This window comes from Ralstonia pickettii (assembly GCF_001699815.1).
Taxonomy (GTDB): Bacteria; Pseudomonadota; Gammaproteobacteria; order Burkholderiales; family Burkholderiaceae; genus Ralstonia; species Ralstonia thomasii.
Map to the genome: position 1 here is coordinate 23,622 of NZ_MCGB01000056.1, position 12,324 is coordinate 35,945.

Sequence of the window (12,324 nt, forward strand, 5' to 3'; positions counted from 1 at the left end):
CCCACGTGCAGCACCAATGAAAAACCCGGCCTCGGCCGGGTTTTTTGCGTTTGACGCCCTCCGCCTACTTGCGGCTGCCGTCAGCGTTGTAGCCCTGGGCGGTGCCTTCGGCCAGGATGCGCGTCCAGACCGCGTTGCGCTCTTCGTCGGTCATGAAGACCCAGTTGCTGACCTCCAGCTGCGTGCGCCCGCAGCCTTGGCAGACCTCGTCGAAGAGCGTGGAGCAGATGCCGATGCAGGGGCTGTCTGGGCGGCCCAGCAGGGTGCTGTCGGAAGCACTGGTTGCGTCGTCTGGCATGGGGCTGAAAGCAGTCGATTCGGTCATGGCCGGTATTTTACCGGCTTCGGCCGGACGTCAGCTGCACGTCAGCTGCACGGGGGTTCCCCAGTGCGCTGGCTGACATGATCGGCCGCCTTGGATAGCGCCAGCGCGGAATTGACCAGCGCGATATGCGAAAACGCTTGCGGGAAGTTGCCAACGAGCCGTTGCACGCGTGGGTCGTATTCCTCGGCCAGCAGGCCCACGTCGTTGCGCAGTGCCAGCAGCTTGGCGAAGAGCGCGCGGGCTTCGTCCTGGCGACCTTGCATGACGAGGTTGTCGACATACCAGAAGCTGCAGGCCAGGAACACGCCCTCGCCCTGGGGCAGGCCGTCGGTCACGGCTTCGGTGCGGTAGCGGCGCACGAGGCCATCGACGAGCAGGTCTTCTTCGATGGCCTTGACCGTGCCCTGGATGCGCGGGTCGGATGCCGGCAGAAAACCCACCAGCGGCAGCATGAGAAGTGCAGCGTCCAGCTCGTGCCCGCCGTAGCTCTGCACGAAGCAGCCACGCGCGGCATTGTAGCCGTGGGCGCAGACCTCCGCGTGGATGCGGTCGCGCACGGCTCGCCAGCGCTCCACGGGCCCGTCTACATTGAATTGCTCGATGGTTTTGACGGCGCGGTCGAACGCCACCCACGCCATGACCTTGGAATGCGTGAAATGGCGCGAGGGCCCGCGGATCTCCCAGATGCCTTCGTCGGGCGTCTGCCAGACGCTCTCCAGATGGGTCATCAGCGCGACCTGCAGGCGCCAGGAGGCATCGTCCCCGTCAAGGCCGCCTTTGCGGGCGATGAAGAGGGCGTCCATCAACTCGCCGTACACATCGAGCTGGAGCTGCAGCGCGGCCGCATTGCCCACGCGTACGGGCTGCGCGCCTTCGTAGCCGGGCAGCCAGGGGACGGTCCACTCGCCCAGGCGCCGTTCGCCGGCAATGCCGTACATGATCTGCACTTGTGCGGGGCTGCCGGCGATGGCGCGTTCGAGCCATTCACGCCAGGAGCGTGCCTCGTTGTAGTAGCCCGCATTCATGAGCGCGAGCAGCGTGAGCGTGGCGTCGCGCAGCCAGCAGTAGCGGTAGTCCCAGTTGCGCACCCCGCCGAGCTGTTCGGGCAGCGACGTTGTTGGCGCGGCCACGACGCCGCCGGTGCGGTGGTACGTCAGCGCCTTGAGGGTGATGAGCGAGCGTTCCACTGCTTCGGTCCATTCGCCAGCGCCGTGACAGCGGCCGGACCACGCGCGCCAACGTGCCTCGATGTCGACCTGCGCCTCCAGCGCGTCGATGGAGTCGGGCAAGGGCAGGTGCGACGGCGAATACGTCAGCACGAAGGGCATCGCCTCGCTTTCGCTCACGGAAAAATCCGCTACGGTGGAGAGATTTTCGCCTCGGATTGGGGCGGCGGTGCGCAGTGTCGTCATGTTGGGCCCGGCCACGGCCCGGAGCACGCAATCGGGCATGTCGCACCTGCCTTCAGGCGGCGCCCCCGTGACTTCGGACACGCGGCTGACCCACGGTACAGACGCGCCGTAATCGAACCGCAGCGTAAGGTCCATACGCATTTCGACGGTGCCGGAGAGCCCGCGCACGATGCGGATGAGCTCAGAGGTGTCGTCCCGTGCGCCGGCGATGCCGGGCAAGCGGGCCGTCATCAGGTCGGTCACGCTGGCGGAACCGGTGTCGGTCTCGAAGACGGTCTCCAGCACGAGCGTGCCAGGCAGGTAGCGTCGGCGCGTGGCGCGGACCTCGCCTTGCGGAGCGATGCGCCACCGGCCGTGGTCCGGCGTGCCAAGCAGCGCGGCAAAACAGGCGCCTGAATCGAACCGAGGCCAGCACAGCCAATCGATGGAGCCGTCGCGCGAAACCAGTGCCGCGGTTTCACAATCGCCAATCAACGCGTAATCTTCAATTCTTGAGGGCATTGCACTCCACTCCACGTACTTCAACGAGGCCGAGACCATGCATGAAACCACCCGTATCCTTCTTGAATACAACGCTGGGCGTGATCCGGAAAGGCTCACCCGAAAACTGGATGCCATTGCCGCCGACCCGTTTTCATTCTTTCGCGGCACCAACAACCTGTACGCCGCGTCGCTGGCCGATGCTGCCTTGCTGCACGACGCACCCCGCACGCTGGTCTGCGGCGACCTCCACCTTGAAAACTTCGGCAGCTTCAAGGGCGACAACGGCCTGGTCTACTTCGACATGAACGACTTTGACGAAGCCCTCGCCGCGCCGTTTACGGTCGACCTGGTGCGCGTGCTGTCGAGCCTGCAGGTTGCCGCCTATGGCTGGAAACTGGCCGACGAAGATGCCAACAACCTGTGCCGCCGCTTTCTGGACACGTACGCCGCGGCGCTGGTCGATGGCAAGCCGCGCTGGGTGGAGCGCGCCACCGCCACCGGTATCGTGCGCGACCTGCTGCGCGGCCTGCGCAAGCGCAATCGCGCCGCCTACCTCGCGCAACGCACCGAGCGCGATGGCAACCAAATCCACCTGCGCATCGACGGCCGCCACACCTTGCGGGCTAGCAAGGATGAGGCCCGCCGCGCACGCCGCATCCTGCAGGCCTATGGCGAGCAGGGCAATGGCACCAGCAGGGGTAGCCACAACCAGCGCTTTATCGCCATCGATGTGGCGCGGCGCATTGCCGGCACCGGCAGTCTGGGGCTGGAGCGCTATTCCGTGCTTGCGCGCCCGGAGAACGACCCCGCCACGCTGCGGCTGATCGACATCAAGCTTTCCATTCCGAGCGTCTGGGCCGATACGCTCGGCAACGCGTGCAGCGTGGCACCGTGGCACAGCGAAGCCGGCCGCGTGGTGGACATTCAGCGCCTGTCGCAGGCCATCTCGCCGGCGCTGCTGCGTGGCGTCGTTTACGGGGCCAAGGGCGAGAAGCCCAAGTCGTACGTTGTCAAAAGCCTGCAGCCGACCGCGGACCGTGTGGCGCTTGGCTCCGGCAAGAACGTGGTCGCCAATCTGGACGATGCGCTGCAGACCATGGCGCACGTGGCGGCCTGGTGCCATCTGCGCGGCTGTGGCCGCCACGGGACGGATCTCGTGGAAAAGGTGCAGGACTACGCGGCCGGCACGGCGTGGCGCAAATCGGCGCTGAAGCTGGCGGCGCACGGCCGCAAGGTGTCGTTGAAGCAATGGGCCGAGTTTGCTGAGGACTACCGCGAGGCGCGTGGTGACAAGGCCGCTTAAGTGCGTGGCGTAAGTGCGGGATAGCGCGCCATTGACGGCAGGTGCGTGAGTCCCATTTGAAACCCCTGTGAGATCGCAATGAAGAACCTCGACAACCCATCGCATGATCGCGAGGTGGGCGTTGCCGACGGCACGCAAGACACGACGCGTATCGACGACACCCGCATCGGTGCGGTGCGTCCGCTGATTTCTCCGGCGCTGCTGCTGGACGAGCTGCCCGTGCCGGCCGATACGCAGACGCTCGTTGAAGACACCCGCCGTGCCATCAGCAACATCCTGCACGGCCGTGACGATCGGTTGCTGCTGATCGTCGGCCCGTGCTCGATCCACGATCACGATCAGGCGCTCGATTACGCGCGCCGCCTCAAGGCTGCGGCCGATGCGCTGAAGGACGACCTGCTGATCGTGATGCGCGTCTACTTCGAGAAGCCGCGCACGACGGTCGGTTGGAAGGGTTACATCAACGACCCGCGCCTGGACGGCAGCTTCCGCATCAATGAAGGGCTGCGCGCTGCGCGGCAACTGCTGCTCGACGTCAACGCGCTCGGGCTGCCCGCCGCGACGGAATTCCTCGACCTGCTGAGCCCCCAATACATCGCGGACCTCATCGCATGGGGCGCGATCGGTGCGCGCACGACAGAAAGCCAGAGCCATCGACAGCTGGCCTCGGGTCTGAGCTGCCCCATCGGTTTCAAGAACGGCACGGACGGCGGCGTGCAGGTCGCGTCGGACGCGATCATCGCGGCGCGCGCCAGCCACGCGTTCATGGGGATGACGAAGATGGGCATGGCCGCGATCTTCGAGACGCGCGGTAACGACGACGCGCACGTGATCCTGCGCGGCGGCAAGGGCGGGCCGAACTACGGCAGCGAGCACATCGAGGCGGCCTGCGCGGCGCTGCGCGCGGCAAAGTTGCGCGAACAGGTCATGGTGGACTGCTCGCACGCAAACTCAAACAAGTCGCATGAACGTCAGATCGACGTTGCGCAAGATCTCGCGCGGCAACTCTCGCAGGGCGAGCGCAGGATCGTCGGCGTGATGGTCGAAAGCAATCTCGAAGCGGGCCGCCAAGACCTGAAACCGGGTGTGCCGCTCAAGTACGGCGTGTCGATCACCGATGCGTGCCTGAGCTGGACCCAGACGGAGCCCGTACTCGACATACTCGCCGAGGCGGTGCGGCATCGGCGCGCGTATTCGTACGACGGGTGATGTGACGGCGGCAGGTTCAGGCTTGTCGCCTTTTCCCTATCCATGATGTAGCTCGGCGTTTCAGTGCCATTTCACTGATGGCCAGCCGCTGCACATTCGCATGCGGCTTGGTCCGGCATTGTGTGTCGGCATCCTGCCCGCACGCTTTTCGGTGTCGTTCGTGGAGTGACACCGCCGCCCCTTTATCCAGCTTTCCTCTTTCCAGACCGCATCTCCCGCACGGCGTGCACGTTGCACGCGCACGTGGCCTGCCGGTGCTCATCTTCCGCTCTTCAAATCCGCCCGCGCCTGGGTGGATTTTTCGGTTTTTAGGAGCGCTCCTATATGCGTGACATTTCTCAACACTGAGAATTTCACCCGGCAGCGCGTAGCAAAGACCAGCGCATTTTGATTGCGCAGCGCGTATTTGCGCCGAAAACCCAGTGGAAAAAACTGAAATGAGGCTTTGGAGATCGATGATTGTGAAAGGATTGATTCAGCGCTGCACGCAAATGGTGAAAGCCACGGCGTTCGTCGTGTTGGGTTTGGCCATGGTGCCGCACGACGTGGCGGCCTATGAGTATGTCGCCTTTTCCGGCTCGTATGCACTGCCAGGCAGTCTGGCACCCGGAACGGTTGTCGCACGGCGCTTTTATACGCCTACGCAACTCTGTGGTGAGGCTCAATGCAGGCTGTACCATTTCAAACTGATTACCAAAGGAGCCGCCGATGTTTCCCCGCCTAACACGACAGTTTCAACACGGCTAACCGGCTTGGCCATGCAGGTCATCGTGAATGGAAAACCTCAGATACTTGTGGATCAATGGAAAGATGCTCCAGTTATATTTTCCACGCCGGTTGAAGTGCAGTTGGTCAAAGAGCCATACGTGGAAATCAGCAGTAGCACAGCAAAACGCTTGGTTCACTCATGGTTTTTCACGAAAACAATGACGAGCAATACTCAAAACATTCACTACTTCAGCCTGGGCGATTCCACGCTCACCAGAATTGAAGGAACGTGTTCCGTGCCAAGTCAGACGGTAGACTTGCCGCCAACCATCGTTCGGAAGCTGACCGGTGTCGGTTCAGTGGCCGGGGTGAGCGACTTCCAGATCAAGATCAACAGTTGTCCGAAGGGATACAACCGGGTGGGATACACGCTCGAGCCCATGGGCGGCGTGGCGGATTCACCGGGCGTGCTGCCGCTCTCTGCCGACTCCACCGTCAAAGGCGTGAAGATACGCCTTGCCGACCGTAACGGCGTTGCCGCCCAATTCGGCACGTCGATCAAGGTCGACGATTACAACACGACGACTGGCGGCTCATATGCAATCCCGATGCAGGCCTCGTATCTCCAGACCGAAGCTGCGGTCACTCCCGGCTCGGTAAAGGGCGCTGTCTCGCTGCGGCTGGACTATCAGTAACGCGGTTGCCCGACGACGGGCAGGGCGAAGGAGGCGCGTTTGCCCCGTCGCCCTTAAGTTGACGGGTTACGCAGCCGATAGTGCTCAGGTAGCCAGCCGCCTGGCGCGATGGTCGCGCCGCGTGAAGAGCCGTGCACACCACTCTCGCCGCGCCCATGTCCGCTCGCCTGACCATCCGCACCCGCCTGGTGCTTTCGGTTTCTGTTCTCTTCCTGCTCGCCTTGCTGATTGGCGTGGCTGGCTTGCTGGGGCTGCGCGATGCCAACCGCGCGCATGAGCAGACCTTTACCAACCAGTTTCCGTCCGCACTGGCGCTGGGCGAATCCGATCTGAGCCTGACGCGTGCCCGCACCGCGCTAGACAAGGCGATGCTGTATCCGGAAGACAAGGGCGCGATGAAGCTGCTCGACCGCACCGAAGAGCTGATTGCCGAGGCGGATGGCGCCTGGAAGAAATACCTGGCCTTGCCGCGCGACGAAGAAGAGGAACGCCTGGCCAAGGACGTTGCGACCAAGCGCGAAGCTGCCTCCACCAGCTTGCGCGACATTATCAAGGCGCTGCGCGCGGGTGATCGCGCCACGGCGGACAAGATCATGGATAAGGAAGTGTCAAAGGCCTTCCGTGATGCCAATGATTCGAGCCTGGCCCTGAGCAAGAAGCAACTCGCATTCTCCAAGGCCAACTACGACGCATCGCGCGATGCTTATGCGCGCTTCCGGCTGATCGTGGTGGCCGCCATCGTCATCGCGCTCGTGGTAGCGCTGTGGTGTGCTTGGTCGCTGCTGTACGCGATCGTGGGGCCGCTGAACGCCGCGCTGGCGCAGTTCGACCGCATTGCTGCCGGTGACCTGACCGAGCGTGTGCGCATCGACCGTCATGACGAAATGGGCCGCCTGCTCGAAGGCCTGGCCCGCATGCAGACCGCACTGACCGATACCGTGCGCCGCGTGCGCACGGGCTCGGAGTCGATCGGAGCCGCCACCAAGCAGATTGCCGCCGGCAATGCAGACTTGTCGCAACGCACGGAAGAGCAGGCCAGCTCGCTGGAGGAAACCGCTTCCAGCATGGAAGAGATGACCTCCATCGTGCGCCAGAACGCCGACAACGCGCGCCAGGCCAGCCAGTTGGCCGACAGCGCATCGGAAGTCGCCAGCCAGGGCGGCGCGGTGGTGACCGATGTGGTGGCGACCATGCGCGAGATCAGCGCGTCGTCGCGCACAGTGTCGGAAATCATTGGCGTGATTGACGGCATTGCGTTCCAGACCAACATCCTGGCGCTCAACGCCGCGGTGGAAGCCGCCCGTGCCGGCGAGCAAGGTCGCGGCTTTGCCGTGGTGGCCGGTGAGGTGCGCAACCTCGCGCAGCGCAGCGGCCGCCAAGGAAATCAAGGAAATGATCGAGGCGTCGCTGTCCAAGGTCGAGACCGGCAGCGCGCTGGCCGAACGCGCGGGCAGCACGATGGAAGACATCGTGTCGTCCATCCGCCGCGTGACCGACATCATGGGTGAAATCGCTGCCGCATCGAACGAGCAAAGCTCGGGCATCGAACAGGTCAACAAGGCTGTCACGCTGATGGACGAAGCCACGCAGCAGAACGCTGCACTGGTGGAGCAGGCCGCAGCCGCGGCTGAATCGCTGGAAGAACAGGCCCAGGCCCTGAACGCCGCCATCGCAGCGTTCCGCCTCGCTTGATATTGGCCCCGTCGACGCACGGGGCATACCGAAGACTTGCCTTGAACGCCATTTCGGTTGATATAACCGACGGGTCCATTCAAGGAGTCGCCTCATGCCGTTCATCATTGCCGCGCTCGCGTTGGTTGGTCTGCTGATCTACGGCGCGCTCCGGCTGTATGCGGGCGTTGCCGCGGCATACGGCGCGGTGGCGGGCGGCGCGGCGGTGCTGCTCGCTGTGGCGCTGCTGGCCGGCGCAGTCGTTACTTTCATCCGGCGTTACCGCGCCGTTCATGGCGTGAACGTGGAAGGCCAGCGAATTGTGTCGCTCAGTGCAAGCTGGGGGCAGGTCGCGGTCGATGCCGAACAGAAGCGGGGGACGCTGCAGTTGCACGGGCAGGACGGCCGCTTTCTCTTCGCCGATATTGCCGGCGCTGACTCGGTCGAGCGCGAAGGCGCCTGGACGCTGGCGCTGCGCCTGAAACATCAGACGCAGGCAGACTGGCCGATCCCGATGCGCAATCGCCGGGAAGCGAAACGCTGGGCGAAGATCTTCGCGCTGGCGGCTAGCCAGGAACTGTGATCGGCGTGTTGCCCCCGGTTACTCCGTCGTACTTGGGTTCCAGAATGCCTGCGCCACGTGCGGCTGCGATTGCAGCGACGCGACGATGCGGTCCAGTTCGGCCGCGTTCACGGCGGTCGACATCAGCATGGCTTCAATTTCCACATGGTCGTCGCCAAAGGGTTCGACCGATAGATCGCTGATTGGATAGCTGGCCTCTTCCAGCAGGCGTTCCAGGTCGGCCAGCGCCTCCTTCTGGCGTTCGCTGGTCGAGATGACGCACATCGTGTACGTGACTTCGCTCGCCTGATTGTCCAACGGCGTGCGGTTGATGCGGTCCACCACCGGCCGCAGCAGGATGTTCGAGGCCAGCACGAACAGCGTAATGAGAATGGCCTGCCCAATGAGATCGGAGCCGGTCGCCGCACCCACGGCGGCGGAGCCCCAGAGCGTGGCGGCGGTGTTCAGCCCGCGCACGTTCAGCCCTTCCTTCATGATGGTACCGGCACCCAGAAAGCCTACGCCCGACACCACATAGGCAATCACGCGGGTGGTGTCCGATGCGGTGCCGATCTGCGCGGCCATGTCGACAAACGCCGATGCGGCCACGGCCACCAGCGCATTGGTGCGCAGCCCCGCAGTCCGCTGCCTCACCTGCCGTTCAAAGCCGATGAGTGAGCCCAGCGCAAAGGCCGAGGCAAGGCTGATGAAGGAATCCACCAGCGTGGCGACATTGAGGTGGACGAGGGCTTGCAGCGTCATCGGCGGCTCCTTGTTGTGGTGACCGGAGTCTTGGTGAAGGGCGCCGATGGTTATAGCACGGCGCCATGACACGCCGTGCGGGCCGGGGAGGCCGGACGGCTACTTATAGTCCCACTGCATCTGCTCTGGGATCGGCACGGCGTCCGATGTCTCGAGGCAGCGGTCAAGGTAAGCGAGCAGGGAGCGCGGCTGGAAGCCAGTCTCCTGCACCAGCCGCGTGTTGTCGAACACGTAGCTCATGCTGGCGAACTTGGCATACAGGTGAATGCAGCGCGCGACCAGTCGCACGTTGCCGTCCCCCGTCAGGCTCAGGAATTTACGCGCCAATGCTTTCTCGGCAATTTTTTCCTGATACACGTAGCCGGCCAGCGCTTGTGCGTCTTCTTCCGGCGTCTTGCAACGCTTGAAGCGCGGGTACAGCGTTTCGATGCGCTCGGAGTTCGCGTCGCCGGCACTGACGTGATACAGGTCGTGCGCCAGCCTGGGCTTGGTCGACAACTGCACGATGGCCTCGGCGCAATCGTCCACGGGCAGGATGTCGACGCGGTCGGACAGGCGGCAGCTGAACGTCTCGAGCAGCGCCACCATGCGCAACATCCAGAAGATGCTGCCTGACGGCTCGCAACCCAGCGTGCTGTGGCCCACCACGATGGACGGCCGCACCACCACCAACGGCAGTTCGGGCACCGCTTCGCGCAGTTTCAGCTCGGCCATCCCCTTTGAATACGTGTATGGCACCGCGTGTTGCGCGAGCGGGGGGACATCCCAGCTCTCGCTGACATGGCGATCGGCCAGCTGGCCGCATGACATGGCCGTGCCGATCTGCAGGAAGCGCTTCAGGCGTGAGCCTTGCGCCGCCAGCCGGCCGAGCGCCAGCACGCCGTCCACGTTGGTTTCCCACAGCGACGGATGGTTCGAAAACGTTGCCAGCGCCGCGCAGTTGATGATGATTTCCGGATTGCCCAGCTTGGCGGTTCCGGCATCGCGCAGATCGAACGGGACGATTTGCGATTCCGTAATGCCGTCCAGCGTGCCCTGTGCGAATTCAAAACGCCGCAGGTTGCTGCGCAGCCGCGCCACCCCTTCAGCAGGCGTGTCGCCGCGCACGGCAAAGCGTGTGTCGGCCAGCAAGCCTTTGGCTGCCAGATTGGCGGTAATCGCACCGCCCACGAAACCGGTGGCACCGGTCAGCAAAATACTCATGCGAAAAAACTTGAATTTCCTGGGTGGCAAAACGGGCGACCGTCCCGTTTGCAAACAACACGACTGCCGCCCCACCGGCGAGGCGCGGTGTATTGGCAGCGCGCTCGGGGCAGGGGACAGGCAAGCCGTGCCAAATGAAGCCGCGCACACGAACCAAGGTTCGCGGGCCGCGGGGTTCGCATGATGCGCTGCGGCCAAAACCTGCGCACAATCGGCGATTTATAAGAATGTAACCTTTCAGGCGCCTTTCGGCATCCCATTCGATCAGAGGGTTGACTCAACTCTGCGGCACAGCGCAGCTCGAAGCGGCGTTGGCGGCAATCTCGCGCGCAGCCTTGGCGCCTTCGACTTGCAGGATGGTCGGCAGCGACACACCGTTCTTGGCGGCCGTCACCTCGGCCAGGATCGAGATGGCGATCTCCGGCGGCGTTCGGCTGCCGATGTAAATGCCGACCGGCCCATGCAGGCGCGCCAGCTCGGCATCGCTCAGATCGAATTCCTTGAGGCGCTCGCGTCGGTTGGCGTTGTTGCGGCGGCTGCCGAGTGCGCCCACGTAGAACGCTGGCGTCTTGAGCGCTTCCATGAGCGCGAGGTCATCGAGCTTGGGGTCGTGGGTGAGGGCGATGACGGCGCAGCGCTCGTCGAGCTTCATGGCCATCACTGTGTCGTCGGGCATGGTGCGGACCATGGCCACGCCGGGAATTGACCACTCTTCGCTGTATTCCTCGCGCGGGTCGCAGACGGTGATCTGGTAATCCAGGCCCACGGCGATCTGGCACAGGTAGCGCGAAAGCTGTCCCGCACCAATGACGAGCATCCGGTAGCGCGGCCCATGAATCGTCACGAGGCGCGCTTCGTCGAACTGCAGGCCGTCAGTGACGGTGGCGTGCTGCAGGGTTGCGGCGCCGGTCGCCATGTCGAGCGTGCGGGCGACGAGCTGACCGGCTTCCACGGCGCGCAGCAGGGCGTCGATTCCGCTGGAAGCGTTCAGCGGCTCCAGCACGAGTTGCAGCGTGCCACCGCAAGGCAGCCCAAAGCGATGCGCTTCTTCAGCGCTGATGCCGTATTTGACGGCTTCGGGCTTGGTGTAATGCAGGCCTTCGCGGCGCACGCGGTCGATGAGGTCGTCTTCAATGCAGCCGCCCGAGACCGAGCCGATGACGACACCGTCATCGCGCAGCGCGAGCATCGCGCCTTCGGGCCGCGGCGACGAACCCCACGTTTTGACTACCGTGACGAGCAGCACGCGCCGCCCTTGTTCTAGCCAGCGAACGCTGGTTTTCAAGACTTCAAGATCGACGCTGTCCATGATGCGTTGGCTGCGCTTTCGCGCGCTTGAGTGATGTGTTGCGGGGGAATAGACCGATTATGCCCCGTGGTGCAAAAACAGGTAGGCGGCCGCCACGGCCACCAGCGCCACGATGATCCACGGCCATGGATTGCGCGGTTGCAGCGCGGGGCTGACGTTGGGTGCGTGGCCTGGCGGTGCACCGTGGGCCTGCAGTTGGCCCGCGGCCAAATCGGGAATCGCCTGTGTGGCCGGCATGCCGTCGACCGGCACGGCATGTCCGTCGACGCCAGCCGTCTCTGCGGGGCCGAATTCTGCGGCAAAGCGCTGGAAGAACTCGTCGGCCAGTTTGCGCGCGGCGCCGTCCACAAGGCGTGAGCCGATCTGCGCAAGCTTGCCGCCCACCTGCGCCGTTGCGGTGTAAGAGAGCCGCGTGACCGTAGGGCCTTCGGGCGTGAGCTGCACCTGGGCGCTGCCCTTGCCGAAGCCGGCCGCGCCGCCCTGGCCGTCGAAATGCAGCGTGTAGCTGCGCGGCGGCGCCACGTCGGCCAGTTCCATGCGCCCCTTGAAACGCGCCTTGACGGGCCCGACGGCGGCGGTCATGGCGACATCGTAGGCGGGGTTGGCGCCGCCCTCGGCGGCGGTGATGCTCTCGCAGCCGGGAATGCAGCGTTGCAGCACGGCCGGGTCATTCAGCGCATCC

Annotated in this window: 10 protein-coding genes and 1 pseudogene; 5 read left to right on the forward strand and 6 right to left on the reverse strand. The window is 64.3% G+C overall.

What is annotated here, in order from left to right; all coding sequences use genetic code 11:
* Nucleotides 1-64: 64 nt before the first annotated feature.
* Together BEK68_RS07750 and BEK68_RS07755 are read right to left on the reverse strand one after the other, a co-directional pair.
* A complete protein-coding gene (locus BEK68_RS07750) occupies nucleotides 65-325 on the reverse strand; it encodes a DUF1289 domain-containing protein (RefSeq protein WP_004626784.1) in 261 nt (86 codons plus the stop codon).
* 41 nt (nucleotides 326-366) lie between these two features.
* The gene (locus tag BEK68_RS07755) at nucleotides 367-2,238 is read right to left on the reverse strand and encodes a glycoside hydrolase family 15 protein (RefSeq protein WP_012435493.1); all 1,872 of its coding nucleotides are present in this window, start codon (nucleotides 2,236-2,238) and stop codon (nucleotides 367-369) included.
* Nucleotides 2,239-2,275: 37 nt separating this feature from the next.
* On the opposite strand from BEK68_RS07755, the gene BEK68_RS07760 reads away from it, so the two are divergent.
* From BEK68_RS07760 to BEK68_RS07780, 5 genes and pseudogenes are all read left to right on the forward strand, one after another.
* A complete protein-coding gene (locus BEK68_RS07760) occupies nucleotides 2,276-3,523 on the forward strand; it encodes a DUF2252 family protein (protein ID WP_012435494.1) in 1,248 nt (415 codons plus the stop codon).
* Between the two features lie 78 nt (nucleotides 3,524-3,601).
* The gene (locus tag BEK68_RS07765) at nucleotides 3,602-4,732 is read left to right on the forward strand and encodes a 3-deoxy-7-phosphoheptulonate synthase (protein ID WP_012435495.1); all 1,131 of its coding nucleotides are present in this window, start codon (nucleotides 3,602-3,604) and stop codon (nucleotides 4,730-4,732) included.
* A 455-nt stretch (nucleotides 4,733-5,187) separates the two neighbouring features.
* Complete coding sequence (locus tag BEK68_RS07770; protein WP_012435496.1) at nucleotides 5,188-6,135, forward strand: fimbrial protein; 948 nt, start codon at nucleotides 5,188-5,190, stop codon at nucleotides 6,133-6,135.
* A gap of 155 nt (nucleotides 6,136-6,290) precedes the next feature.
* A pseudogene (locus BEK68_RS07775) lies at nucleotides 6,291-7,827 on the forward strand (methyl-accepting chemotaxis protein).
* Nucleotides 7,828-7,921: 94 nt separating this feature from the next.
* The gene (locus BEK68_RS07780; RefSeq protein ID WP_012435497.1) at nucleotides 7,922-8,389 is read left to right on the forward strand and encodes a hypothetical protein; all 468 of its coding nucleotides are present in this window, start codon (nucleotides 7,922-7,924) and stop codon (nucleotides 8,387-8,389) included.
* An 18-nt stretch (nucleotides 8,390-8,407) separates the two neighbouring features.
* On the opposite strand, the gene BEK68_RS07785 is transcribed toward BEK68_RS07780, so the two are convergent.
* The 4 genes from BEK68_RS07785 to BEK68_RS07800 all read right to left on the reverse strand — a co-directional run.
* Nucleotides 8,408-9,130 carry an MgtC/SapB family protein gene (locus BEK68_RS07785; RefSeq protein ID WP_004626797.1) on the reverse strand — a complete coding sequence of 241 codons (723 nt, stop codon included), beginning with the start codon at nucleotides 9,128-9,130 and terminating at the stop codon, nucleotides 8,408-8,410.
* 99 nt (nucleotides 9,131-9,229) lie between these two features.
* Nucleotides 9,230-10,333, reverse strand: a complete 1,104-nt coding sequence (locus BEK68_RS07790; RefSeq protein ID WP_012435498.1) for an SDR family oxidoreductase — start codon at nucleotides 10,331-10,333, stop codon at nucleotides 9,230-9,232.
* Between the two features lie 277 nt (nucleotides 10,334-10,610).
* The gene (locus tag BEK68_RS07795; RefSeq protein ID WP_004626801.1) at nucleotides 10,611-11,642 is read right to left on the reverse strand and encodes an XdhC family protein; all 1,032 of its coding nucleotides are present in this window, start codon (nucleotides 11,640-11,642) and stop codon (nucleotides 10,611-10,613) included.
* Between the two features lie 57 nt (nucleotides 11,643-11,699).
* The coding region (locus tag BEK68_RS07800; protein WP_065851707.1) for an SRPBCC family protein at nucleotides 11,700-12,324 on the reverse strand (625 nt) is incomplete at its 5' end.

Excerpts from the sequence above, each read along its gene's own strand:
- BEK68_RS07780 (WP_012435497.1), top strand. The coding sequence starts at position 7,922 with ATGCCGTTCATCATTGCCGCGCTCGCGTTGGTTGGTCTGCTGATCTAC.
- BEK68_RS07750 (WP_004626784.1), bottom strand. The coding sequence starts at position 325 with ATGACCGAATCGACTGCTTTCAGCCCCATGCCAGACGACGCAACCAGT.
- BEK68_RS07795 (WP_004626801.1), bottom strand. The coding sequence starts at position 11,642 with ATGGACAGCGTCGATCTTGAAGTCTTGAAAACCAGCGTTCGCTGGCTA.
- BEK68_RS07755 (WP_012435493.1), bottom strand. The coding sequence starts at position 2,238 with ATGCCCTCAAGAATTGAAGATTACGCGTTGATTGGCGATTGTGAAACC.
- BEK68_RS07770 (WP_012435496.1), top strand. The coding sequence starts at position 5,188 with ATGATTGTGAAAGGATTGATTCAGCGCTGCACGCAAATGGTGAAAGCC.
- BEK68_RS07765 (WP_012435495.1), top strand. The coding sequence starts at position 3,602 with ATGAAGAACCTCGACAACCCATCGCATGATCGCGAGGTGGGCGTTGCC.
- BEK68_RS07790 (WP_012435498.1), bottom strand. The coding sequence starts at position 10,333 with ATGAGTATTTTGCTGACCGGTGCCACCGGTTTCGTGGGCGGTGCGATT.
- BEK68_RS07760 (WP_012435494.1), top strand. The coding sequence starts at position 2,276 with ATGCATGAAACCACCCGTATCCTTCTTGAATACAACGCTGGGCGTGAT.
- BEK68_RS07785 (WP_004626797.1), bottom strand. The coding sequence starts at position 9,130 with ATGACGCTGCAAGCCCTCGTCCACCTCAATGTCGCCACGCTGGTGGAT.